The 25,597-nt window shown below is 71.6% G+C and carries 15 protein-coding genes; 4 read left to right on the plus strand and 11 right to left on the minus strand.

Going from position 1 to position 25,597, the window contains the following annotated elements:
* Window positions 1-125 precede the first annotated feature (125 nt).
* Window positions 126-3,308, plus strand: coding sequence for a glucodextranase DOMON-like domain-containing protein (locus G569_RS56670; protein ID WP_053227865.1), 3,183 nt, complete (start codon window positions 126-128; stop codon window positions 3,306-3,308).
* Window positions 3,309-3,407: 99 nt separating this feature from the next.
* On the opposite strand, the gene G569_RS0143465 is transcribed toward G569_RS56670, so the two are convergent.
* From G569_RS0143465 to G569_RS0143515, 11 genes are all read right to left on the minus strand, one after another.
* The gene (locus G569_RS0143465; RefSeq protein ID WP_157592720.1) at window positions 3,408-5,399 is read right to left on the minus strand and encodes a hypothetical protein; all 1,992 of its coding nucleotides are present in this window, start codon (window positions 5,397-5,399) and stop codon (window positions 3,408-3,410) included.
* 109 nt (window positions 5,400-5,508) lie between these two features.
* Entirely contained in the window at window positions 5,509-7,509 is a 2,001-nt protein-coding gene (locus tag G569_RS0143470; protein WP_028068053.1) for an alkaline phosphatase family protein, read from the minus strand.
* Window positions 7,510-7,555: 46 nt separating this feature from the next.
* Window positions 7,556-8,899 (minus strand): ATP-binding protein, encoded by a 1,344-nt coding sequence (locus G569_RS0143475; protein WP_169542385.1) that lies wholly within the window; start codon window positions 8,897-8,899, stop codon window positions 7,556-7,558.
* 43 nt (window positions 8,900-8,942) lie between these two features.
* Window positions 8,943-9,293, minus strand: a complete 351-nt coding sequence (locus tag G569_RS0143480; RefSeq protein ID WP_028068055.1) for a tautomerase family protein — start codon at window positions 9,291-9,293, stop codon at window positions 8,943-8,945.
* Between the two features lie 3 nt (window positions 9,294-9,296).
* A complete protein-coding gene (locus tag G569_RS60360; RefSeq protein WP_157592721.1) occupies window positions 9,297-9,962 on the minus strand; it encodes a DUF3105 domain-containing protein in 666 nt (221 codons plus the stop codon).
* A 47-nt stretch (window positions 9,963-10,009) separates the two neighbouring features.
* On the minus strand, window positions 10,010-10,456 hold the full coding sequence (locus G569_RS0143490; protein ID WP_028068056.1) for a hypothetical protein: 447 nt from the start codon (window positions 10,454-10,456) through the stop codon (window positions 10,010-10,012).
* An 8-nt stretch (window positions 10,457-10,464) separates the two neighbouring features.
* A complete protein-coding gene (locus tag G569_RS0143495) occupies window positions 10,465-11,679 on the minus strand; it encodes an ABC transporter permease (protein ID WP_028068057.1) in 1,215 nt (404 codons plus the stop codon).
* Window positions 11,676-12,365 (minus strand): ABC transporter ATP-binding protein, encoded by a 690-nt coding sequence (locus G569_RS0143500; RefSeq protein WP_028068058.1) that lies wholly within the window; start codon window positions 12,363-12,365, stop codon window positions 11,676-11,678. The genes G569_RS0143495 and G569_RS0143500 overlap by 4 nt, the downstream gene beginning before the upstream one ends.
* Window positions 12,362-13,357, minus strand: coding sequence for an efflux RND transporter periplasmic adaptor subunit (locus G569_RS0143505; RefSeq protein WP_084286358.1), 996 nt, complete (start codon window positions 13,355-13,357; stop codon window positions 12,362-12,364). Before G569_RS0143505 ends, G569_RS0143500 begins: the two co-directional genes overlap by 4 nt.
* Before the next feature lie 126 nt (window positions 13,358-13,483).
* Window positions 13,484-14,467 carry an ATP-grasp domain-containing protein gene (locus G569_RS0143510; RefSeq protein ID WP_028068060.1) on the minus strand — a complete coding sequence of 328 codons (984 nt, stop codon included), beginning with the start codon at window positions 14,465-14,467 and terminating at the stop codon, window positions 13,484-13,486.
* Window positions 14,468-14,531: 64 nt separating this feature from the next.
* Window positions 14,532-15,320, minus strand: coding sequence for a phosphosulfolactate synthase (locus tag G569_RS0143515; protein WP_169542386.1), 789 nt, complete (start codon window positions 15,318-15,320; stop codon window positions 14,532-14,534).
* A 48-nt stretch (window positions 15,321-15,368) separates the two neighbouring features.
* Between G569_RS0143515 and G569_RS56685 the strand changes: the two genes are divergently transcribed.
* The 3 genes from G569_RS56685 to G569_RS0143530 are packed head-to-tail and all read left to right on the plus strand — an operon-like array spanning window position 15,369 to window position 25,597.
* Window positions 15,369-16,067: a DUF1932 domain-containing protein gene (locus G569_RS56685; protein ID WP_037503512.1), complete on the plus strand. Its 699-nt coding sequence runs from the start codon at window positions 15,369-15,371 to the stop codon at window positions 16,065-16,067.
* Window positions 16,064-17,113 (plus strand): helix-turn-helix transcriptional regulator, encoded by a 1,050-nt coding sequence (locus G569_RS60365; protein ID WP_028068062.1) that lies wholly within the window; start codon window positions 16,064-16,066, stop codon window positions 17,111-17,113. The genes G569_RS56685 and G569_RS60365 overlap by 4 nt, the downstream gene beginning before the upstream one ends.
* 57 nt (window positions 17,114-17,170) lie before the next feature.
* Complete coding sequence (locus G569_RS0143530) at window positions 17,171-25,597, plus strand: carboxypeptidase regulatory-like domain-containing protein (RefSeq protein WP_028068063.1); 8,427 nt, start codon at window positions 17,171-17,173, stop codon at window positions 25,595-25,597.

Below are 25,597 nucleotides of genomic sequence, written 5' to 3' on the forward strand. Positions count from 1 at the left end.
CCGGTAGTAGCCGAAGGTGCGCAGACTGTGACCGGATAGTGCATGCTCCGAACGACGACGACGTCAGCGTCGGAGAGGAGGAGCGTATGTATGAACGTGTCCTGAACGTTGCTGCCCTAACGGCGGTGGCGCTCGCTGTCGGGTCGGCGCCCGCTCTGGCGGCGCCCGCGACGGACGGTCCGGGGGCGATGTCGCACTTCGACCTGGCCCGCAAGGACTGCGTCGGAACGGCGCTCACGGACCGCTCGAAGGTCTGGTTCACGGTCGCCGACGGCGTGCTGAGCGACGTCTACTACCCGACCAACGACAACACCAACAACGAGACGCTGCAGTACATCGTCACCGACGGGTCGACGTTCACGGACCTGCAGACCCGCGACATGACTTACACGGTCCAGGCGCTCGACAAGCGAGCGCTGACGTGCCGAGTCGTCGCGACCGCGAAGAGCCGCAAGTACCGCATCACGACCGACTTCCTGACGGACTCCAACCGCCCCGCGGTGATCCTGCACAGCCGCTTCGAGGCGCTGAAGGGCCGCGCGAGCGACTACAGGGTCTACGCGCGCTTCGACCCGACCCTCAACGGCAACGGCGGCGGCGGCTCCGGCAACGGCGGCCCCGACACCGGCGCCACCCAGGGCAACGTGCTCGTCGGCTCGGACACGGTCACGGCGACCAACGCCGCCAACCGCGACTACGCGCAGCCCGTCTTCTCCGCCCTCGACGGCGGCTTCACCGAGGTCTCCAACGGCTACGCGGGCGCCGCCAGCGACGGCCTCAAGCAGCTCGACACGAGCCGCAAGCTCACCAACCTCTACACCGACGCCGCGCCCGGCAACCTGACCCAGACCGGCAAGGTCGCGCTCGGCCACGACGGGACGTTCACGCTCGCGCTGGCGTTCGGCTCGACCGCCGCGCAGGCGGTCGGCACGGCCAAGGCCATCCTGCACACGCCGCTGTGGTTCACCGCGCTGCAGTACCTGCTCGGCTGGCACCGCTACGACAACTCCTTGGTCGAGCCCAAGCGCCCCAAGAAGGTCGACCACGACGAGTGGGAGAACCTGCTCGACACGTACTACGTCAGCGCGAACTACGTCAAGGCCGCCACGGACAAGACGTTCCCGGGCGCGACCTCGGCCGCGATGGCGTCCCCGTGGGGCCAGGCGATCGCCGCCGGCGATCCCGCCAACACGTACTTCGGCTCCTATCGCGAGGTCTTCGCCCGCGACCTCTACGAGGCGTGGACGGCGGCCTACCTCGACGGGGATCGCAAGCTCGCGACGGACATGACCCGGTTCCTGTTCGAGCGCCAGCAGCTGCCCGACGGCTCGATGCCGCGCAACAGCCTGACCAACGGCAAGCAGGCGCCGGACAGCTTCAACACCCAGCTCGACGAGTGCGCCTACCCGCTGGTGATGGCGCTCGCCGTGGGCCTCACGGGCAAGGACTACTACTCCGCCCACATCAAGCCCGCGGCGAACTTCGTCGCCACGCACGGGCCGAGCTTCGGGCCTGAGCGCTGGGAGGAGCAGGACGGCTACTCGCCTTCGACGATCAGCGCCGAGATCGCGGGCCTGGTCGCCGCGGCCAGGATCGCGGACATGAACGGCGACAAGGACTCCGCAGCGGTCTGGCGCGGCGTCGCCGACGAGTTCCAGCGCAACCTGAAGACGTGGACGCTGACGACCAACGGCCCGGCGAGCCCGCAGCCGTACTTCATCCGGCTCTCCAAGACCGGTGACCCGAACGCGGCGATCACGTACAACGTCGGCAACGGCGGCCCCACGCTCGACCAGCGCGCGGTCATCGACGCCGGCTTCCTCGAGTACGCGCGGCTCGGCCTGATGAAGGCCAACGACCCGGACATCGTCCGCTCGCTGAAGGTCGTCGACGCGACGATCAAGCGCTCGACCGTCAACGGCGACGGCTTCTACCGCTACAACGGCGACGGGTACGGCGACGGCTCGACCGACGGCCACCCGTGGGCGCCCTCGAACAAGGGCAACGGCCACCTGTGGCCGGTCCTGTCGGGTGAGCGCGGGCAGTGGGAGGTCAGCCAGGGCGACACCGGCGACGCGCTCAAGCGGGCGAAGGCGATGGCCGCGATGGCGTACGGCGTCGGGCTGATCCCCGAGCAGGCGTGGGAGCTGCCGGACCTCGCGCGCTCCCCGTTCGGCACCGACCCGACGATCGCGTCGATCGGCTTCACCAACGGCGAGTCGGTCGGCTCGGCGGCGGCGCTGACATGGTCCGCCGCCCAGTTCGTGCGGCTGATGCTGGTCATCGGCTCGGGCGATCCGCTCGACCGCCCGGCCGAGACGTACGACCGCTACGTCAAGCACACCCAGGGCACGACCGCGCTGACCGTCACCGGCCCGCCGGACAAGTCCCCCGCGACAGGCTCGACGACGGTCACGGGCACGAGCACGCCCGGCAACACGATCACCGTCAGCGCCGTCAATCAGGACGATCACACGTCGCTGACCCGCACCGCGACGGTGCCCAGCAGCGGCGCGTTCAGCATCCCGATCCCGCTCACCGGCGGGACCACGGTGCTCAACATCGTCGCCACGAGCAAGAGCGGCGGCACCGCGCGTGCGATCCGAACCGTCGTGTTCGACTTCGCGCCCGGCACGCTGCTGTTCTCCAAGGACGACCCGGACGGCGACGACAACGGCCCGGGCAACTTCGCCTATCCGACGTCGTCGAACTTCAAGCCGGGTGCGTATGACCTGCAGCGCTTCGAGGTCTATGACGCGGGCGACCGGATCATCTTCCGCGTCCGCACGCGTGACCTGTCGCCGACGTTCGGCTCGCCGCTCGGCGCGCAGTTGGTCGACGTCTACGTGAGCATCCCCGGCGCCTCGCCCACCTCGACGAGCGCCGCGTTCACGAGCCGCAACTACACGCTCGCGACTCCCTGGGCCAAGCGGATCGAGGTCCAGGGCTTCGGCCAGCAGTACGTCGACGCGAGCGGTGCGACGCTCGGCCAGGTCAACATCACCGGCAACGAGGTCAGCCGCTACATCACGTTCAGCGTGACCAAGGCGAGCCTCGGGACGCCGGCTTCCGGCTGGGGCTTCGCCGTCGTGCTGACCGGCCAGGACGGCTTCAGCTCCGACCAGGCCCGCGGGTTCCAGTCGACGCCGCAGGACTTCCAGTTCGGCGTCTGCGCCACGGCCAGTTCCGACCCGCACTGCACGGTGAACCCGGGCACGGTCCCGAAGGCGATGGACACGTTCACGCCCCCGGCCGAGCTCGACTACACGCTGCACCCGGTCGTCCTGACCCCGGTGACGATCCCGTAGCACGTTGCATACCGCTGGTATACCGGGGCCAGACCCCGGTATACCGTTGGTATCCACCTTGCATACCGGGGTCTGGCACCGGTGTGCAAGTCGTATGCATCAGCCGATGCGAGCCTTGCCCTTGCAGAAGGCGATGTAGTCCACGAGCGCGTCGGGGACGCTGTCGCCGGTCGTCAGCAGCACGCCGACCGAGCACTTGAGCAGGTACGCGCACGGCGGGAGGCTGGTGAACGTCCAGCCGTTCGGGTTGGCGGTACCGAACTGGTTGTCCGGCGTCGCGGCGCCGTCCGGCACGAGCGTGAACGCGTACGGGCCGCCCGGGCCTTCGAGCCACACGCTGACCGCGCCGAGGTGCGGGTGCGCGGCGGTGTACTTGACGGTGAGGCTGTTGGCCAGGGTCGAGCACGGCGTGCTCTCGAGCTCGGCGATCCCGATCGAGTCCACCGCGAGCTCATCGCTCGCCCCGAACAGGCCACCGGGCCAGTACGGGTGGTGCGAGATGTGGTCGTAGTGGGTGTTGTTGATCGCGATGTGCGAGCAGGTCCCGGCGTCGGTGCCGGAGCCGGACGTGCCCTGGTCGCGGATCCGCATGCGGACGCCGTAGTTGACGTCGCTCGCCGGCACGTTGGCCGCGTCGCCGGCGTCCACCCCGGTCTCGTCGACCGACGCCGTGAACGGAAGCAGCGCGCGCGTGTTGAGGTTGATCAGGTCCGAGCCGGGCACGAAGCGCCAGCCGGAGCCGGGGACCATCGGCGGGACCGGGAACAGCGGCGGGACCTGGATCCAGCCGTCCGGGTCGGGCGTGATGTTGAAGACGCCCGAGGCCGGGTTGTTGACCCACACCGGGATGACCTCGATGAACGGCGGGCCGACGATCGGCCGGATGAACGCGCCGATGTTCGTCGCCACGATCTTGCCGCCGTCGACCTTCGTCCAACTGCCCATGGGGTTGCCGGCCGCGTCGGTCGCGATCGTCTCGAAGCGATACTCGATCAGCGGCGCGCCGTCGACCACCGAGAGGCCGCCGTTGAGCCGCAGCGTCGAGAAGAACGCCCGCGAGTCGGCGACCGTCAGGCCGCTGCCGCCGACGCCGCTGTCGACATCCGTCGCGTAGAAGAGCCCGCCGATCTTCGTGAACACGCCGATCGTCCGCGGCGGGCAGACGCACACGCAGAACAGCTGGCACCGCAGGAAGCAGACCCAGTGGCAGAACTGGACGCAGAAGCGCTCGAACTGCAGCTCCTTGGCCAGCGACTGCACGAGCTCCGTGTCCTCGCGCAGGAACGCGGCGGTGAGCCGCTCGAGCGAGGGCTTCTCCAGCGCCCCGCCGGCGAGCGCGAACTCGCGCATCTCATCCAGCGGCGAAGCGAGCTTCTCCAGCGGGTAGATCCGGCACAGCCGCAGGCAGACGAGCATGCAGCGCCAGCTGCAGAACCACTCGCACAGGAAGAAGCAGAACCGCCCGAACCCGCCGCCCTCCAGCACGGAGCCGAGCTGTTCGCAGCTGCCCGCGAGCACGGCCTTGGTCGCCTCGGTGAACGTCTTCTCGTCGCGTGCGAGCTCGCTCAGCGCCGCGCCCGCCGCGACGAGCTCGGGCCCGAGGTGCGGCCGCTGGACGAGAATCGGCGAGCAGACGACCTCGCAGACCAGCCGGTAGTGCACGGTGCAGACCCAGTGGCACAGCAGATGGCTGAACCGCTCGATCCCGTTCTTGTCGATCAATGCCCGCCAGGACGAGATGTCGCGGTCCTCGACGGCGTCGACCATCAGCCGCACCATCGCCTCGTCGGCGGTCAACTTCGCCACCAGCTCCGCGAACTCGCGCGGGTCCGGCGGCTCGAGGTCGGGCAGCGGCGGGCCGGCGAGCTCCAGACAGAGGATCACCGCCTCCTTGCTGCGCAGCCAGTGACACACGACCTCGCAGCGCTCGGCGAGCTGATGGCGCTCCAGCAGCTTCGCCATCGACTCGCCGTCGTACGCCCGGAACGCGTCGACGGCGGCGCGGAACACTTCCTCGTCCCGCGCCAGCGCCGCCATCGCGTCCGCACCGGCGACTACCTCATCGAGCAGCGCTCGATCTTGTTCAGCCATGGCCGAACCTCCACTCTGGGATAGGGCTTCAATGCCTCCCGAGTACGAGCGAGCGTACGCCTGCCTGATACGTCGGCCGATGAGAGCGTGTTGATGTGAGTTACAGCACCTACGGTGTGGTGGTCGACAACGTGAACGTCAGCGTCTTCGAGTAGGCGCCCGTGCGCAGCGCGTCGCCCGCGCTCACGTGCTGCTTGAACGCGATCGTCACCTGGTCGTGGCTGACCGGCGCCGTCCAGGCCGCCTTGCTGAGCTCGACCTGCAGTGGCGACGGTAGGGCGAAGGTCCCGTTCATCAGCTTGCCCGGGTCGCTGAAGCTCAGCGCCGCGTCGCCGGCGCTCGACACGACGTCGGCCGTGGTCTGCGCGGTGTAGTCCTTGTCGACGCCGGGCGTGAACGCACCGAACGACGCCGGCGCGCCGAGCGTCAGCGAGAGGGTGGCGGGGACGTTGCCCGCCACCGCGCCCTGGCCGACCGCGGCGAACGGCGCCTGCGCCTCAGGCGTCGAGTCGTCCGACCAGGCCTTGTCGACGTACCAGCGCCCGTCGACCGACGAGACCTGGATCGCGGACTTGCCGGCGCGGAAGATCCGCGTGCCGAACGCGCTCGCGGTGGACCCGTTCACGAGCGCCTCGCTGAGGACGCGACCGTCCAGCGGCTCACCCGTCGCCGGGATGCCGGCCAGCGCGAGCACCGTCGGCGCGATGTCGGCATTGCCCGCCGGCACGTCGGAGACCGCGCCGCGCTTGATGTCCGGACCCCACGCCAGCAGCGTGTTGTGGACGTCCCACGGCGAGAACGAGCCGTGCTCGGAGCCGGGACCCGTCACGGGGCCGGTCGCGCCGCCGCCCGCGTAGGCCGCGCGGCCGGGCACGCCGTAGGCGTTGGGCTGCGAGGACCACGGGAACGTGACGATCACGTCGGCGCCGCGCTCCGGGTTGGAGTGATGGATCAGCTCGAGCGAGAACGTGCCGGGCACGAAGCCGTACGGCTTGACCGTGGCGGCGTTGTCGTCGCCGGGCGACTTCACGTACGCGCCGCCGGCGGGCGCCTCGGCCGCGGTGTAGACGCCGGCCGCCCACGGCTGGGTCTTGAGGAACTCGGCGATCGCGCGGATCTTGGCCGCGTCGCGGTTCTTGACGTGGACGAGCGCGGGACCGGTGTTGGAGACGATCACGTCGTCGGAGTTCGCCGACGTCTTCAGGCCCGCGTCGATCAGCGCCTGGGTGACGTTGACGTTGTAGTCGCGCAGCGAGAAGCCGTGATCGGAGGCGACGATCACGTTGGTGCGGCGGCCGAGCGCCTTCGCGCGGTCGATGACCAGGCCGAGCTCCTTGTCGGAGTTGCGGATCCCGCTCAGCGCCTGCTCGGCGCCGACGCCGTAGGAGTGCTGCGACCCGTCGGGCTCCGTGATCCAGTTCAGGACCACGTCCGGCCCGTCGGCGGTGAGCAGGCCCTCGCGGAGGACCTTCTCGGCGTACGTGACGCGGACGTTCGCGTTCGGCTGGCCGGACGTCGACGGCGGCTCGCCGAACTGGGCCTTGATCTGGTCGCCGAGCGCGGCCGGGTAGGCGAACGGCGCGGCGGCGTCGCCCGTGTTGACCATCTGGCCGACGCCCTTGGGGGCGCGCGGGTTGAGCAGCAGCGTCGCGCCCGACGTGCCGGAGCCCAGCGCGAGCACCTTCATGCCCGCGGCCTGGACGCGCTCGCCGAGCGTCTGGACGAGGACCATCTTGCCGCCGGTGACCTCGTCGAGCTTGGTCAGCTGGTTGGCGTCGCCGGTGCTGAAGGAGCCGGTCGGGTTCACGCCCGGCCAGTACATCGCGTTGCCGAGGATGCCGCTGCGCGCCGGGTAGGCGCCGGAGCCGATCGCGGTCGCGTTGCCGCGGGTGACCGTCGGCACGACCGAGTGGCTGTTGGAGAAGCGCGTGCCCTCCTGCGCCATCCGGTACAGGTTGGGGGTGTCGGTGGCGTTGATCGAGTCAGGCCGCAGGCCGTCGACGACGAAGACGATCGTCAGCGGCTTGGGCGTCTGTGCAGCGGCCGGTGCGGCAAGGGCCGCGGAGGCGAGCAGCGCGAGGAGCCCGCCTCGTACGGGGCGTAGTTGCATGCCGCGAAGCCAATGAGACCCGGGCGTCCGCGGTGTGAAGAAGTGGTCAGCGCGACGCGGTGACGTCTTCGATGATGTTGACCGCGAGCAGCTCGCCGCCGTCGTCGAGCAGCGTCGCCTTGGTCAGCAGCCACAGCTCGCGGCCGCTCTCGCGATGCACCGAGCGCGTCAGCAAGGGCGGCGCGTCGAGGCCGGCGAGCAGGCGCAGCGCCGGGAGGTCGGCGAAGTCGACGCGCCCGCCCTCGGCGTCGAACATGTCGAAGCGGGCGGTCAGCACCTCGGCCGGCGTCGCGAGCAGCTCCTCAGGAGTCGCGCAGCCGACGAGCCGGGCCGCGGCCGTGTTCGCGTAGACCATCCGCCCGGACGCGTCCTGCACGGTGACCGCCTCGCCCAGCACCTCGAGGATGCGCTGGAAGCGCTCGCGGGTGCGGCGCAGGTCCGAGATCAGCTGGGTGGTGATCAGCGCGCGGGCGGCGCGGTCGCCGACGGCGCGGTAGAGCTCGAGCAGCGGCATCGGCGGCGCCCCGCGGGAGGGGCGCAGCCCGAAGTGCAGCAGCCCGAGCCGGCGCCCGTCGGCGGCGAGCGGCACCACGATCCACCAGTGGATGCCGGTGGCGGCCATCTGCTCGGCGTCCTCGCCGGAGTTGGTGATGCGGGCGATGTGCTCGCGGGTGAGCTCGACGATGTGCAGCGCGCCATCGTCCATCGCCTGGCGGGCGGCGGACTGCGGGGCGTCGGTGCGCGGCTTCAGCGCGGCGAGCCACAGCGACTGCGCGGCGCCGTCCGGGCCGTCGATGCGGCCGGCGAACCGCTGCGGGCGCCCGGCCGCGTCCATCACGTCGAGCGCGCAGGCGTCGGCGAGCTCGGGGACGAGCAGGTCGACGAGCCGCTCGACCCCCTCCCCCGGCCACGTCCCCCCGACGATCCGCCCCACGGCTTCGAGCAGCTCGGCCTCGCGCGCCGCGGGGCGCGGGGGGCCTTTGACGCCGGGAGCCGCGAAGGTCATCGTGATCACGGTCCCGCCGCCCGGCGGGGCGTGCATGTCCATCGCCGTCGTCAGCGAGGCGATCGTCGGCAGCCCGAGCCCGAGCCCAGGAGAGTCCGCCCGCGGCTGCATCCCGCGCCCGTTGTCGGTCACGGTCACCACGAGCTCGTCCGCGCCGGCCTGGATCTGCGTGCGCACGAGCCCCGGGTCGCGGTCGATGAACGCGTGCACTACCGAGTTCGTGACCGCTTCGGTGACCGCCAGCGCGAGGTCGATGAGCAGCGCGTCCGTGGCGCCGTGCTCGCGGGCGAACTCGCGCACGCCGCCGCGGATCGCACCGACGCTGCCAGGCGCGGCCGGCAGCTCCCACTCGGCACGCGGCTCAGGTGCGCTGGGGGAATTCACCGCGTCACCGTCGCACACCGTGCCTGACATCTGGGCGACGAGTCTACGACCAGTCCTGATTGAAACCACCCATGTGCGGGTGCCACATCTCGTCGCCCGCGTGCTGGGTGAACTCGACCTTCACGTACGCGAGGCCGAGCACGGCAGCGCACGCCGCGGTCAGCCGCCGTGCGAGCTCGGCGCGCTGCTCGGCCGGCCGGCCGCGGCGCACGTCGCACATCAGCAAGGCGGACGGCGCGCCGTCGCGCCACACCGCGGCCTCGCGGATGACCACGGTGACGATCTCCGGCGGCGCCTCCATCACCTCGGCGTAGATCGCCGTCAGCTCCCCCGCGAGCGCGCGTCCCGTCTCGCCGTCGGGCGCCGTCGGGACGTCGAGCTGCAGCGACGGCATGGGCTACGGAACGGTCTCGGGGCCCTTGTCGACGTAGACCTTGCGGAACGCGCGGAGCGCGTCGAAGACCTTGTCGTTGAACTTCGGGCAGCCGAGCAGGTGACCCCAGGCGGTCGCGGCCACCTCGTACGGCATCTTGGTCGCGTTCTCGAACAGCAGCAGGTGGTAGCCGCTGTCCATCTCGTCGACGAGCTTCTCGAGCTGACCGACCGTGTCGGGCGACGTGCCCGGCTTGTACTGGATCTCGATCCGGCCGTGCTCGAGCGAGTGCACGAGCCGGCCGAGCTCCGGGGTGTCGCCCGGCGCGTACACGCCGTCCTCGTACCAGGTCGGGAAGTGCGTCCCGGACGTCGGCGGGTTGGAGTTGTAGTCGGCCTCGGTGAACTCGCGCGCCTCGTGCGCGACGCCCTGGAGCGGCGGGCTCTGGAGGGTGCAGCCGGCGGCCTTGGCGGCGGCCGGGAGCGACCGGATCTTCACCGCCGGCAGGTCCGGCACCGCGGACGGCGTCGGCGTGGCGGACTGCGCGGCGCCGGCGGGCGGCGCGGCGGCGGTGCTCGGCGTCGACGCGGGCGCCGGGGACGGCTCGTACGTCGCCAGATAGACGCCCAGCCCGATGATCCCCGCGACGAACAGGACGGAGAACATTCCGGCGAACATGGACCGCAGCACGGCGGCTTAGCGTAGCCGCGCCGCGCCCATGCCCGCCGTGGAGGTCTCTACTCGGTGGCGGTCACCGCGCTGGCGGTGACGGTGCCGTTGGCGTTGGTCTCCCCCTGGACGACGACGTTGTCGCCGGGCTCGACCGCGTCGCCGTCGGCGGCCGCGGTGCGGGTGACGTCGCTGCTCGACTTGAGCTTGACCTTGATCGTGTTCCCGTCGCTGTCCTTGACGTAAAGGACGTTTCCCTTGGTGTACTCGACCGTGCCCGTCGTGGCGGCGTCGGAGGTGGCGGCGCCGCCGGGCGGGCCGCCGCCCTGGATGCCGGCCGGGAGCTGCCCGCCGGGGAACGACGGCGTCGAGGTCGTGGCCTGGCTCTTCTGCAGCTGGACGCCGCCGATGAAGCCGCCCGCGGCGAGGATCACCGCCGCCAGCCCGCCGGTGACCGGGGTGAACGCCCGCCGCCGGGGTCGCCGCGGGGCGGGGTTGTCGATCGCGATGCTCATGGGTCTCCTTACTCGAAGCGGAGCGCCTGGACCGGGCGCATTCGTGCGGCGCGCGCCGCGGGATAGGTGCCGAAGAACAGGCCGCACAGGACGGCGGCGCCGAAGGCGAGCGCCACCGTGGAGGCGGCCACGGCGGGCTGGACGCCCGCGATCTCGAAATGGCTCGCGCCGAGCCCGACGGCGACGCCGAGCGCCCCGCCGATCACCGAGACGAGGATCGCCTCGACCAGGAACTGCTGCAGGACGTCGGCGCGGCGCGCGCCGATCGCCTTGCGGATGCCGATCTCACGCGTGCGCTCGGTGACCGAGACGAGCATGATGTTCATCACGCCGATCCCGCCGACCAGCAGCGAGATCGCCGCCACCGCGCCGAGCAGCGTGGTGAAGACGTCGGTGGACGCGCTGCTGGCCTCCCGCACCGACCCCTGGTTGATCACCCGGAAGCCGGGGTTCGACGTGTCGGTGACGTCCTTGCGCTCGTAGAGGATCGACTGGACCTCGGCCTGGGCGGCGTCCAGCGTGCTCGCCGACGTCGCCTGGACCGTGATCGAGGACAGGCCGCCATAGCCGGTCAGCGTGTCCTGGACGGCGGTCAGCGGCGCGAGCACGATGTCGTCCTGGTCGGTCGTGCCATTGGAGCCCTTGCTCGCGGTCACGCCGATGACGGTGAAGCTCGTGCCGTTGACGCGGATCGTCTGACCCACGGGATCGGACCCGCTGAAGAGGTTCTCGGCCACGGTCGGGCCGATCACGACCTTGCGGGCGTGGTCGGTCACGTCCGCGGACGTGAACAGCGCGCCCTCGGAGACCTCGATGTTCTTGGTCGTCGCGTAGGTCGGCGTGGTGCCGACGAACGAGCTCGGCGAGTAGCTGGTCGAGCCGGCGGTCAGCGTCGTGCTCTGCGCCGTCACCGCGGGCGCGACGCTCTTGACGTCCGGGGCGTCGAACGTGTCCGCCAGCGCGGTCACGTCCTTGGTGTCGAACGTGACGCTCGCGCCACTGCCGCCCGGCCCGAAGCGGCCAGGATTGGCCTGCACGACGAGCACGTTGGAGCCGAGCGCGTCGATCGAGGCCTGGACCTGCTTCTTGGACCCGTTGCCGACCGCGACGAGCGCGATCACCGCGGCCACGCCGATGCACAGGCCGAGCATCGTCAGCCCGGCGCGCAGCTTGTTGGCCGCGATCGCGCCGAGCGCGGTGCGGACCGTCTCGACCCCGTTCACGCGAGGACCGGGTGCTCGAGGATCTTCCCGTCCGCCATGCGAACGACCCGCTGCGCGCGGCGGGCGACCTCGTCCTCGTGGGTGATCAGCACGATCGTCCGGCCCTCCGCGTGCAGGGCGTCGAAGATGTCGAGCACCTCGGCGGTCGAGCGGGAGTCGAGGTTGCCGGTCGGCTCGTCGGCGAGGATCAGCGCGGGGTTGGTGACGATCGCGCGGGCGACCGCGACGCGCTGCTGCTGGCCGCCGGACAGCTCGGACGGCAGGTGGTCGAGCCGTTCGCTCATCCCCACGGCGGCGAGCGCCGCCTCCGCCCGCCAGCGACGCTCCTTGCGGCGCACGCCGGCGTAGGCCAGCGGGAGCTCCACCTGGGCCACGGCGCTCATCCGCGGGACGAGGTTGAACGCCTGGAAGACGAACCCGATCTTGGCGTTGCGCACGTCGGAGAGCTCGTCGTCCTCGTAGTCGCGGACGTCGACGCCGTCCAGCAGGTAGGTGCCCGCGGTCGGCGCGTCGAGGCAGCCGAGGATGTTCATCAGCGTGCTCTTGCCGGAGCCTGACGCGCCCATGATCGCGACGTGCTCGCCGCGTTCGATCAGCAGCGAGACGCCGTCGAGCGCCCGCACCGCGATCTCCTCGGTGACCTGGTACACGCGCTCGGCGTCCTGGACGTCGATGACGGGTCTCATCGGCCGATCCCCGCAGGCGGTGCGCCGCCGGCCGGTGGGCCGCCGGTGCCGCCGCCGAAGCCGCCGGCCCCGAAGCCACCGTTCTGGACCTGCGATGGCTGCTGGGTCGCGCTGTCGCTTCCGGTCGCGCCGGCGCCCGCGGCCGCACTCGTGGAGGTCACCACGACCTTGTCGCCCGCCTTGACGCCGCTGACGATCTCCGTCGTCGAGTCGCCCTTGACGCCGGTCTGCACCCGCGCCGTCGCGCCGGTCGAGAGCGTCAGGGTGTTGCCGCGCAGCGCCTGCGTGGGGACGGTCAGGCCGGTCGCCTGTGAGGTGACGATGTCCGCGCTCGCGGTCATGCCCAGCTTGAGGTCCTTGCCGGTCTGGGTCAGCCGCAGCGTCACGGGGTAGGCGACCGCACTCGAGGACGAGGACGACGTGGCGCCGCTGTCGGACGACGACGAGGACGACAGCACGCCGACGTCGATCACCTTGGCCGCCAGCTCCTCACCCGTGGCGCTGACCGTGACGGTCGCCAGCTGACCCGTCTTGACCTTGCCGATGTCGGACTCCGAGAGCGAGACCTGCAGGTCGTACTTGGAGAGCTTGGCCAGGGTGACCTGGGCGGTGGAGTCCGTCGAACCCGAGCCGGAGACGATGTCGCCCTTCGCCACGCCGAGGCTCGCGACCGTGCCGCTGAACGGCGCCCGGATCCAGGTCACGCCCTGGGTCTCGTCCGTCGGCTGCAGGCGCAGCAGCGCCTCGCCCGCGTCGACGTGCTCGCCTTCGGAGACGTAGACCCGCGTGATCTCGCCGGCCTGGTCGAACGAGAGGTCGGACTGCTTGACCGCCTCGAGGTTGCCGCTGCCGGACACGGTCTCCTGCACGACGCCGCGCTTGACGGTCACCGTGCGCGAGGTGGTCGTCGCGGCGCTGGAACTGCCGCCGCCGACGACGGTGGCCGCGCCGCCTACAGCCACGGCCGCGACCGCGGCCATGGCGACATTCATCGCCCTCAAAGAGTGCTCCTTCACAAAGTCGGGGGAGCCCTCAAGGTGCTGCCCGACCCTGCGAGAACCCTCCGTTGAGCCTCAGAGCTTCCTGAGAAATCTAAAGGGGTCAGGCCCCTTTAGGCTTCAGCGCGGCGGTCGCGGGCCGTCCGGCACGATGTCGCGCCCGGTCGGCGTGTAGCTCTCGTCCAGCTCGAGCTGCCAGAAGTAGCGCGTGAAGGTGAAGCCCGAACGGAACTCGCCGACGTGCGGCTCGACCGTCTCGCCCTGCGCCATCCGCACGATCAGCTCGGGGTAGCTGCGGCCGGGGTGCGCGGCGTACATCGGGCAGGCGAACGCGCCGCCGAAGCGGGCGTTGATGTCGGTCACGCGCAGCCCGAGCTCGGAGTCGCGGAACATCTGGACGGTGGCCGGCCCGCGCAGCGGCAGCGCCTCGGCGACGGCGCGGCCGAGGTCGATCAGCTCCGGGTCGGCGATCGCCTGGCCCTTGATCGACTCGCCGCCACGCGACTCGAGCATCGTCCGCGGGATCGCGTTCAGGCACACGCCGTCGCGGTTGCAGAGCAGGTCGACCGAGAACTCCGGGCCGTCCATCCTGCGCTGGACCATCACCGGCTCCTTCACGTAGCCGGCGAAGAAGTCGGCCTCGCGGGCATCGGCGCACGGGTGGATGGAACGCGAGCCCGAGCCCTTGCGCGGCTTGACGACGGCGGGGAACGCCGCGGCCTCCTCCCCCGGCAGCCATGTCGGCGGCGACGGGAGGCCGTGCTGTTCGAGCAGCTGGTGCGCGAGGTACTTGTCGAACGTTGCCTTGCAGACGTCGGCGTCGGGCACGAACGCCGGGAGGTCGCTGCGCGCCAGGACCTCGAGGTCGAGGTCGGTCAGCGGGATCACGGCGATGACACCGTGCTCGTCGCACAGCTCGGTCAGGAACGGGATGTACGCCGGGTCGTCCGCCCGCGGTGGGGCGACTCTGACGTCGGCCGCGTACTGGGCGGGCGCGAGCGGGCTCGGGTCCGCGGCGACGACGAACGCGTGCCGCGCGAAGGAGCTGACGATGTCGTAGCGCTTGCCGACGCCCGTGAGCAGGACGGCGGGACGGTCGCTCACCGCGCCACAACCGGGATGCCCGGAACCGCACGGCCGAGGCCGCGGCAGCCGGTTGCCGGGCTCGTCATGCGTGGAAGCGGGTCAAGGTGTCCGAGCGCAGGCCGAGCCGGAGGCTCTCGACGCCGATCAGGTCGTGCGGCAGGATGTTCCCGAGGCCGACGTTGGAGCCGAAGTGGCGCACCAGCCAGGCCTGCTGCGAGCGTCGCGGCGCCTCGAAGATCAGCCGGTCGAGCCCCGCCTCGCGGACGAGCGCGTCGACGAGCTCGTCGCGGATCGAGCCGTCGGGCCAGTACAGCCCGGCGTCCCCTGACACGCGCCCCTCGCAGATGATCGCGTGCGCCCCCGCGTCCAGCGCCTCGCTCGCCTGGCGTACCCACAACTCGCTCGCGGGCGCCAGGCGCCCGTCCTTGGAGCCGACCTCGACGAACACCGTGAAGTCCTCGTCGAGGCTCTGCACCAGCCGCCGCTTGTCGTCGACCGGCAGGTCGAGCGTGCCCTCGGAGACCTCGACGTGGCGGATGCCCAGCCGCAGCAGCGCGTCGCGCAGCTGCTCGATCCGCCCGTGCCGCCACGCCAGCTCGGTCAGCGTCCCGCCCAGCATCGGCGAGACGCCGTGGTCGAGGTACGTAGCGAGCTTGGCCTCCAGCGCCTGCGTGACCATGGCCGAGCCCCAGCCCAGCCGGATCACGTCGACGTGATTGGACGCGACCTCCATCAGGCCGGCGGCCTCGACGCACGTCAGACCGGGGTCGACGACGTGGGTGACGCCGGTCAGGCGCGGCTTCTCTGCCCGCTCGGGCAGCGGGATCAGGCCCTCGAGCCCCGCCGCCGTGGGTTGTTGGATGCGCTCCACGGGACTACATGATGGCGGCCCACGTGGTCGGAGCGTCACGATCTCGACATGAGGATCGCCGTGTTGCATCCCGGAGAGATGGGCGCCGCGGTGGCGGCGTGCCTGCCCGAACCCGCGATCTGGGTGCCCGAGGGGCGATCGGCGGCGACCGCCGAGCGCGCTCGAGACCTGGAGCCGGGCGACCCGCTGAGCGCCGACGTGATCCTGTCGATCTGCCCGCCGCACGCGGCGCGCGAGGTCGCCGCGTCGGTGGCGGACTTCGCCGGGATCTACGTCGACGCGAACGCGATCTCGCCCGCGCGCTCGCGAGAGGTGCGGGCATTGGTGCCGCGTGCGGACTTCGTCGACGGCGGCATCATCGGTCCACCCCCGACCTTCGAGGGGTCGACACGCCTGTACCTGAGCGGAGAGAGTGCGCACGTGGTCGCCGCCCTGTTCGAGGACACGATCGTCGAGGCGCGCGTCGTCGCGGATGCGAGCGCGCTGAAGCTGGCCTACGCCGCCTGGAGCAAGGGCAGCGCGGCGCTCTTGCTGGCCGCCCACGCGGTCGCCGAGGCCTACGGGGTCGGCGACGCGCTCGACGGCGAGTGGGGCGACCTGCGCGGACGATACGAGCGGGCGCAGACCGCCAAGGCGCAGAAGGGCTGGCGTTGGGTCGGCGAGATGGAGGAGATCGCCGACGCGTTCGCCGCGGTCGGCCAGCCGGAGGGCTTCCACCGGGCGGCCGCCGAGGTCTACCGCGGATGACGCTCCCCGAGCGCGAGCTCCACGGTCTGCTCGAGCTGCTCGGCGAGGTCCACCACGCCGAGAACGTCGCCGGCTTCCGCACGGCGCTACTCGACGTCCTGCCGCGGGTCATCCCCGCCGCCTACACGTCCTACAACGAGGTCAGCGGCGAGGGGAACCCGCTGGTGACGCTGGTCAGACCCCAAGCGCCGCAGCGGGTGATGGCGCAGTGGGGCCGCTACGGCCACCAGAACCCGCTCGTGCAGCACCACCTGGCCACGCGCGACCCGCGCGCCCACCGGCTCTCGGACGTCACGTCGATGGCCTCGTTCCGGGAGCTCGAGCTCTACCACGAGGTCTTCGTCCCGCTCGGCGTCGAGCACCAGCTCGCGGTCACGCTGCCCGCGCCACCGCGGCTGCTGATCGGGCTCGTGTTCGCCGACGCCGACGATTTCACCGACCCCCAGCGGCGGCTCCTCGACCTCGCCCGCCCGCACCTGATCCAGGCGCACGCCAACGCGACCCTGCGCGAGCGCATGCACGACGTGCTCAAAGCGGTCGAGGCCGGGCTCGACGACGTCGGCGAGGCGATCGTCGTCACCGACGCGAGCAACCGGATCGCGTTCGCCACCGAGGCGGGCCGCGCGGCGCTCGAGCTCGTCGACCACGACGCCGCGCACGATCGGCTGCCGGACCGGCTGCGCGACACGCCCGGCCCGGCGCACAGCGTCGTCCCGGTCACCGGGGGCACGCCGCTGATCGTGCGCACGCTCGCCCCGAAGGGCGGCGCGACCGTGCGCCTGTTCGAGCGCGGCTCGCGCGGCGCGCCGCGGTCGCTGCTCACCTCGCTCGGGCTCTCCCCGCGCGAGGCCGAGGTCCTGCAGGCGATGATGCGCGGCAACTCGACCGCCGCGATCGCCACCCAGCTCAAGGTGACGCCGAAGACCGTCTACAAGCACGCCGAGCGGATCTACGCGAAGCTCGGCGTCAACGACCGGATCGCGGCCGTGAGCGCGGCCTGGGCGGCCCTGGACTCAGGTGCGGAAGAGCCCCGGCCGAACGGCTAGGGGTACGCAATTCTCCGAATTGATCGGTGATGAGAGCGCGGAGACACTCGCGCCTCCATGGTCGCCGCTCTCCGCTCGCTGCTCGTCGCGACGGCGCTCCTCGCCGTCCTCGCCCCCACCGCCGCCGCGCAGGATCCACCCTGCGACAGAACCTGGAACGGAACCTCGGGCAACTGGAACGACGGGAGCAGATGGAGCGGCGGCGCGGCGCCGAACACGATCGAGCGCGCGTGCCTCCCGGCCGGCAGCTACACGGTCACGGTCACCGGCGGCACCTCGCCGAAGGGGGTGACGGTCGGCGCGGGCGTCACCGCCGTCATCAAGGAGTCCCAGTACATCGACGGCCGCGCCGCGAACGTCATCAACCACGGCACGATCCGCCTGGAGCAGAACGCGACCCTTTACGGCTCGCTCCTCAATGACGGCACCGTCGAGGACACGGGCACGATCCCGGCCGGCAACAACCGGCCGGTCCTCACCGGCGGCCCGATCACCAGCTCCGGCACGATCCGCGCCAACCAGGGCCTGAACATCAACCGTGAGGCCAACACGTTCGAGAGCACGGGCAAGCTCGAGACGGCCAACGCGAGCGCGTTGCTGAACGCCACGGGCTACGGCGACGCCGCGATCACGCTCTCCGGCACGATCGCGAACCCGGGCACGATGCAGTTCCAGGGCGGGACGATGCGGGTGCGGGCGATCACCTCGCAGACGGGCGTCCCGTTCAAGACCTACGACGCCAAGCTCGACCTCACGGGCGCGGGCGCCTCGACCGTGGAGACCAACAACACGGTCGACCTGGTGTCGAACATCCCGGCGGGCGTGACCGTGCGCGTCACGGGCCGCACCAACGACGGCTACCTGCGCATGGACGGCGACCGCACCAACAGCGGCACGCTCGTCTTCGACAGCTCCGATCAGTTCCACGGGACGTACCTGACCAACATCAGCGCCGCGGCTCGGTTGACCAACGCGGGCACGCTGCGGGTCACGGGCGTCGCGGGGACGGACCGCAACTTCCGGATCCCGATCACCAACACGGGCACGGTCACGGTCGACGCGGGTACCCGGATGGTCTTCCAGAACGACGCCGGCGAGACGATCACCTCGGGCGCCTGGAACGCCAACGGCAACGTCTGGGTCCAGGGCGGCGGCAGCAGCCCGGCCCAGATCACGCAGACCGGCGGCGCGATCACGGTCGCCGCCGGCGTCACGCTGTTCGTCACCAACGGCGGCCGCTACGTCCACCAGGGCGGCACGACCTCCGGTGAGCTGCAGTTCCAGAACGGCTCCACGCTCGACGCCTCGGGACCGGGCGCGGCGACGTACCACGTCGTGGGCTACGTGAACCTCGGTGGCGACATCAACGCCGCCGCCACGGTCAACCTCGACGCCAACGGCGGCCAACCGGCGAACCTCACGCTGGCCGCGCCGCGCACGCTCGCCGGCCGGATGACCTTCACCACCACCGGCGCCAACGCCCAGGACACCGAGCTCAACGGCGGCCAACGGCTGACGGTCACCGGCCGCATCGACGTCCAGCGCGGCGTGGGCGGCACGCGCCACTTCAAGGTGCCGCTGACGATCGCCGCCGGCGGCCAGCTCAACGTCGAGGCCCTGGCCACGGCGGTCATGGACACCGGCGGCACGACCGACAACCAGCTCGCCGGCACGGTGAACATCGCCGGCGGCGGCTACCTCGGCGTGCGGTCGGGCAACCAGACGGTGACCCAGACCGGTGGCACGATCCCCGGCGCGGGCACGTTCGGCTTCGAGAACGGCAACACGTTCGTCCACTCCGGCGGGACGGTGACCGGCGAGGTGCAGTTCTATAACGGCTCCTCGCTCGACGCGTCCGGACCCGGCGCGGCGACCTACCACGTCCTCGGCTACGCGAACCTGGCGGGCGACGTCAACGCCGCCGCCACGGTCAACCTCGACGCCAACGGCGGCCAGCCCGCGAACCTCACGCTGGCCGCGCCGCGCACGGTCGCCGGCCGCATGACCTTCACCACCACCGGCGCCAACGCGCAGGACACGGAACTCAACGGCGGACAGCGGCTGACGGTCACCGGCCGCATCGACGTCACCAAGGGCTCGGGCGGCAACCGCTGGTTCAGAGTGCCGGTGACCATCGCCGCCGCGGGGCAGTTCAACGTCAATGCGGACGCGAGGGCGTACCTGGGCAACGGCGCCGTGACCGATCACCAGTTCGCGGGGACCGTCAATGTGGCCGCCGGCGCGTACTTCGGGGTGCAATCCGGCACCCAGACCGTGACCCAGACCGCCGGCTCGATCACCGGGCCGGGCACGTTCAGCATCGAGAACTTCGGCACCTACGTGCACCAAGGCGGCACCGTCCCGGGCGAGCTGCAACTCCAGAACGGGGCCGCGCTCGATCCGTCCGGCCCGGGCGCGGCGACCTACCACGTCGTCGGCGTCGTCAAGCTCGTCGGCGACGTCAACGCCGCCGCGACGATCAACGCCGACAGCAGCAACAGCAGCACGGCGCAGCTCACCCTCACCGCGCCCCGCACCGTCGCCGGGCGGGTCAATCTCACGAGCACCGCCGCCAACGACACCACGATCAACGGCCTCGACGGCGCGTCGCACCGCCTGACCGTCACGGGCCGTCTCGAGGCCCAGAAGGGCGTCGGCGGCATCCGCAACCTCACGACGATCCCGCTGACGATCGCGGCGGGCGGCCAGTTCAACGTCGAGCCCGACACGCGCGTGTACGTCAACAGCGACGGCCGCACGCTCGACCACCAGCTCGCAGGCAACGTCACCGTCGGCGCCAACGGGCTGCTGCTGTGGCGGGTAGCGAGCCAGACGGTCACGCAGACGGCAGGCACGATCACCGCGACGGGCTCGTTCAACGTCGAAGGCAACACCTTCAAGCACCAGGGCGGCAGCGCGATCGGCCTCGTCACGATCTCCAGCGGCGGCCTGCGCGGGCAGCTGGACCCGTCGGGCCCCGGCACGATGGCCTACAAGATCGCCAACGGCGTCAACCTCACCGCCGACATCAGCGCCGACGCCTCCGTGCAGATCGGCGACGCGACCACCGGCGGTCAGCTCTTCGTGCGCGACCGCGACGTGACCAACAACGGCGCGATCCAGGTCGGCCCCGACGGCGCGGTCCCGGGCGCCCAGCTCAACGATGACGGCCAGCCGTACAAGCTGACCAACGCGGGCTCGATCGTCGTCGGCACGGGCGGCGGCCGCGAGCTCCACCTCGCGGTCATCAACACCGGCACGATGAACGTCAAGACCGACTTCGGTTCCGGCTTCCTCGGCTCGGCCATCCCGAGCCAGCCGCTGATCACCAACCAGGGCGGCACGGTCACGCTCGACCACGCCGGCGTGTCGGTCATGGGCGGCTACACGCAGACCAGCGGCACCACCGACATGACCGAGTCCTCGTTGAGCAGCTGGCGCGCGGCCCCGATCGCCGACATCAAGATCCTCGGCGGACGCCTGCGCGGCACCGGCGTCCTGACCGGGCCGGTGACCAACGCCGGCACGATCGAGGTCGGGCGCGCCGGGACCTACGGCAAGCTCCAGATCAAGGACGTGTTCGACCAGATCGTGCGCGTCGCCGCGTCCTACACGCAGACCCCCACCGGGAGGCTGGCGATCGACGTCGGCGGCAAGGTCGCCGGGACCAGCTACGACCAGCTCACGGTCGACGGCCCCGCGGCGCTCGACGGCGCGCTCGACGTGACCACCGCCGCGGGCTACACGCCGACCCCGAACACCGACACCTACCGGCCCGTGCTCTCGGAGACCCGCACCGGCGTCTTCGCCAACCTCACCGGTGGGCGCTTCTACACGCTCTCGCACGACGCGACCGGCGCGGTCCTGACCGGGCGCGTCCCGCCGCCGCCCACCGGCGAGCTGACGATCGGCGACGCCTCGATCCTCGAGGGCGCCGGGCCGCTGACCTTCACGGTGACGATGTCCAAGGCTTCGACGGACCCGGTCACCGTCGACTGGGCGACCGAGGACGACACCGCGACCGCGGGCGCCGACTACGTCGCCGGCTCGGGCACGCTCACGTTCCCGCCGGGCACGACGACCCGGACCGTCACGGTCGCGGTCGTCAACGACCAGGTGGTGGAGGGCGTCAAGCGGTTCCTGCTGCGGCTCAAGCGCCCGGTCAACGCGACGCTCGACGTCGCCACGGGCGTCGGCCGCATCGACCCGGACGACGTCGGGATCACCAACGCCGCCCCGACGAGCCTGGGCATCGCCGGCAACGCGACGGTCGTCGTCTCCGGCGGCGGTTTCGGGCCCGGCACGAAGGCCAAGCTCACCCGCGCCGGCCTCCCCGATCGCGTCGGCACGATCACCTCCGGCCCCGAGAACGGCTCGAAGTTCTCCGCCCGCTTCGACATGCGCGGCGCCGCCCAGGGCCAGTGGCTGCTCGTCGTGACGACGCCGTCCGGCACCGCGAACACGCCGATCACGGTCCAGGCCGGGTCGTCGGCGCTGTACGCCTCGCTCAGCGTGCCGGCGTCGCTGCGCTACGGCTGGGTCGGCCAGGCGCTCCTGTCGATCCGCAACGCGGGCAGCAACGACGTGCAGCTCGACGGCGTGCGCTTCACCGGCACCGACCTCGAGCTGCGGGCCGTCGGCGCGACCGACTTCGCCAAGCGGCTGATGGTCGCGGACACGCAGCTCGGCGACGCGCAGGTCATCCCCGCGCTCTCGACGCGCACCGTGATCGTCGAGGTGCGCTCGACCACCCTCGTCGGGCACGCGTTCATGAAGGTCGACGCGGAGCTCTACCCGACCGGCTACGCGCCCGTGGAGGGCTCCGATCCCGACCCGGGCAACGGATCGATCGCCGGCACGGTGACGTCCGCGGCGGGTACGCCCGTTCGCGGCCTGCGCGTCACCGCGTTCGACGGGGCGCACTCCGCCTCGGCGCTCACCGACGGGTCCGGCAACTACGTCCTGAAGCCGCTCAAGCCGGGGACGTACCGGGTCGAGGCGGGCGGCGCGAAGGGCAGCGCGGCCGTGAACGAGAACGCCCGCACGGTCGACCTCGTCACGGGCGTGACCGAGCTCTCCGGCTCCGTCGGCAAGGGCGACGCGACCGTCCTGCTGCTGCGCGACGGCTCGGAGGTCGCCCGCGTCGCCGCCGACGCGACCGGCGGCTTCCGGTTCCGGGTCACGCAGCCGGGCGCCTACACGCTGGTCGCCGACTCGCCCACGGGCGGGCGCGCGAGCCGCGCCGTGACGGTCGTGGCGGGCGTCGATCAGCCGGGCCTTGCGCTGACGCTCGGCACGCGCACGCTGACGGTGACGACGACCGCGGGCGCCCAGGTGCGCGTCTGGCCCGCGGGCGAGGAGGGCGCTCCGTCGGTGCGGACCGCGACAGGCACCACCGTGACGCTTCCCGGCATGCCCGCGGGCCTGCTGACGGTCGAGGCGCGCGCCGCCGGCAAGGCGTCCGCGCGAGCGACCACGAGCGCCAACGCGGTGACGGTCACGCCCACCGCCGGGTCACCGATCGGCGGCCGGGTGACCCAGGCCGGCACGCCGGTCGAGGGAGCGCTCGTCGTCGCCGACCATCGCCTGGCGACCACCGGCGCCGACGGGCGCTACTCGATCGCGGGCCTGACCGGGAGCCAGGACGTGTGGGTCCTGGCTCCCGGCGCGGCGCCACTGGTCAAGCGCGCGGTGGCCGCGGGCTCGACGACCGCCGACGCTGCCGTGGTGACGACGGGCGGCACGCTCGACGTCAAGGTCGGCGCGGGCGCGGTCGGGCGTCTGGTGGAGGTCGTCGACCCGGCGACCGGCGTGACGATCGCCGCCGCCGGCACCGTCGGACCGGACGCGGTCGCGCACTTCGGGCCGCTCCCCGCCGGGACGTTCGAGGTCCGCGGGGCGGGCGCTGGCACGCGCACGGTCACGGTCGGGTCGTCCGCCAAGGCCGTGCGGGCGGCCGCGCCGCGGGAGACGATCACGCTGGACGACGACGGGTACCCGGTCGTCGCCGACCCCGAGCACGATCCCGCCTACGACGAGTACACCTCCCCGTTCAGCGGGCTCAAGGCGCCGCAGCTCAACGAGAAGGACAAGGCCGGGTGGGATCAGGTGATCGCCGACTACCCCGGCCCGTGCCCGACCGCCGACCGGCTGATCGACACGATCCGCCTCAAGCAGCGGGCCAAGCTGGCCGCGTTCTCGGCGTGGGTCGAGGCGTGGGACGCGGTCGACACCCAGAACCGCGCCGACATCGAGAAGTTGATGACGATGTCCGCGCAGTTCACCGCCAACTCGTTCCTGGCGCTGGCGACGATGGCCGAGCTGCCGCCCAACGTGTCCCCGGCCTTGTCCCAGGCGCTGGGCAACCTGGCCAACTACGTGGGCACGCTCACGACGCAGGGCCAGGGGCTCCTCGACCCGCTCACGGCCGTCGACTACACGCAGTACTTCAAGGACATGGTCGACACGCTGGCGTCCTTCGCGGTCGAGTACGGCGCCGAGGGCGGCGAGCTGGCGAACTTCTCGAGCCTGATCAACATCCTCAAGGGTCTGATCGACATCAGCAGCGCGGCGGAGGAGTTCCCGAACGAGGTCGCGGCACGCGCCAACGGCTACCTCGAGGCGCAGGGCCGCTACGAGCAGATGCTCCGCGAGATCAACGACCTGCTCAACCAGTACAACGAGGCCAAGAAGCGCTGCCCGGAGCCGCTCGACCGCGGCCCCAAGCCGCCGGTCTCCAGCGGCGGGCAGATCGAGAACATCACCTCCAACGACCCGAACGAGATCCTCGGGCCGGCGGGCGTGGGCGCGCAGAAGTGGATCCCGCGCGCGCAGACGCTCGGGTACTCGATCCGCTTCGAGAACCTCGGCCCGGGCTCGGTCATCCCGCCCGGCCAGCAGCCCGCGAGCGCGCCCGCGACCGTCGTCAAGGTCGTCACGACGCTCTCGCCGTCGGTCGACGTCGACCAGGTCACGCTCGGCGGCGTCGGCTGGGGCAAGGTGGAGCTCGCCGTGCCGGCCGGGCTGACGACCTACCACAAGGACGTCCCACAGGACGACGGCGACATCGTCCGGGTCGACGGTGCGGTCAACGCCGGTGCGCGATCGATCACATGGACGTTGAAGACGATCGATCCGAACACGGGTGAGATCGACGGGTCCCCGACCGCGGGCTTCCTCCCGCCCGAGGACGGGACACGCCGCGGCCAGGGCCACGTCGACTACCGCGCGGGCACACCGGACAGCGTCGCTCAGGGCACGGCGATCGCGGCCAAGGCGACGATCACGTTCGACGTCAACGCGCCGATCGAGACCAACACGCACACGAACACGGTCGACGGCGCGGCGCCCGCGGCGACGCTGACGCTCGGCACCGCCACCTGCGAGGGCAAGCTACCGGTGTCCTGGAACGGCACCGACACCGGCTCCGGCGTCGTCAGCTACGACGTCGAGGTCTCCAAGGACGGCGGGCTGACGTGGAGCAAGTGGCTGGCGGACACGGCGACGACCTCCGGGACGTACCCGGGCACGCCCGGAAAGGCCTACGCGTTCCGGGTCATGGCGCGCGACGCGGTCGGCAACCAGGAGACCGCGCCGGGGACGCCCGACGCGACCGTCACGCTCGCGCCCTGCGACCTGACCCCGCCGCGGACGACGGCGACACTGCCGGGTGGCGCCGTGGGCGGCTGGTACGGCGGGCCGGTCGACGTGAAGCTGGACGCGGTCGACGCGCCCGGCGGATCGGGCGTGAAGACGCTGCGCTACGCGGGCAAGCAGGTCTCGGCCGCCACCGTGACGGAGCGGGTCGGCGCGGAGGGCGTGACCGACTTCGTGTTCTCGGCGGTCGACGCCAAGGGCAACGCGGAGGCCGACGCGCATCTGCCGGTCCGGATCGACACGACGGCGCCGGCGATCACGGGCACCGACGGCGTGGCGTACGCGCTCGGCCAGGCGGCCGTCCCGGACGCGACGTGTGCCGACGCGGGCTCGGGCATCGCGAGCTGCGACGTCCCCGCCGCGCTCGACACCTCGGCCGCGGGCACCTTCAGCTACACGGTGGGCGCCGCGGACAAGCTCGGCCACACCGCGACGCGGACGTTCACCTACACGGTGGCCGCGCCGCAGCCGGCGCCGTCCGCCACGCCGACGCCGACGCCCTCCCCCGGGCCGGCGTTCGGTGCCACGCCGGTCACGGTCAAGCTCGGCAAGGTCACCCGTACCAGCGCGGTCGTGACGCTCACGAGCAAGGAGGCATTCGCCTTCACCGGCAAGGCGACGCTGCTGACGGCCGCGAAGAAGCCCAAGGCGCAGTCCAAGATCGCGTCGTTCTCGCTGCTGGCCAAGGGCAAGAGCGCGAAGGTCACGCTCAAGCTCAAGCCGGCTCTGAAGACGGGCAAGGCGGTCAAGCTCGTGCTGCGTCTCGAGCTGAGATCGGGGAACGCGACGAAGGTGGTCGACGTGAAGGTCACGCTGCGGGCGCGGTAG

It is taken from the genome of Solirubrobacter soli DSM 22325 (genome assembly GCF_000423665.1).
GTDB classification, from domain to species: Bacteria; Actinomycetota; Thermoleophilia; order Solirubrobacterales; family Solirubrobacteraceae; genus Solirubrobacter; species Solirubrobacter soli.

Bases quoted from the DNA above. Each gene is read 5' to 3' on its own strand.
- G569_RS0143465 (WP_157592720.1), bottom strand. From the start codon at position 5,399: ATGGCTGAACAAGATCGAGCGCTGCTCGATGAGGTAGTCGCCGGTGCG.
- G569_RS0143470 (WP_028068053.1), bottom strand. From the start codon at position 7,509: ATGCAACTACGCCCCGTACGAGGCGGGCTCCTCGCGCTGCTCGCCTCC.
- G569_RS0143480 (WP_028068055.1), bottom strand. From the start codon at position 9,293: ATGCCGTCGCTGCAGCTCGACGTCCCGACGGCGCCCGACGGCGAGACG.
- G569_RS0143490 (WP_028068056.1), bottom strand. From the start codon at position 10,456: ATGAGCATCGCGATCGACAACCCCGCCCCGCGGCGACCCCGGCGGCGG.
- G569_RS0143500 (WP_028068058.1), bottom strand. From the start codon at position 12,365: ATGAGACCCGTCATCGACGTCCAGGACGCCGAGCGCGTGTACCAGGTC.
- G569_RS0143505 (WP_084286358.1), bottom strand. From the start codon at position 13,357: ATGAATGTCGCCATGGCCGCGGTCGCGGCCGTGGCTGTAGGCGGCGCG.
- G569_RS56685 (WP_037503512.1), top strand. From the start codon at position 15,369: ATGAGGATCGCCGTGTTGCATCCCGGAGAGATGGGCGCCGCGGTGGCG.
- G569_RS60365 (WP_028068062.1), top strand. From the start codon at position 16,064: ATGACGCTCCCCGAGCGCGAGCTCCACGGTCTGCTCGAGCTGCTCGGC.
- G569_RS0143530 (WP_028068063.1), top strand. From the start codon at position 17,171: ATGGTCGCCGCTCTCCGCTCGCTGCTCGTCGCGACGGCGCTCCTCGCC.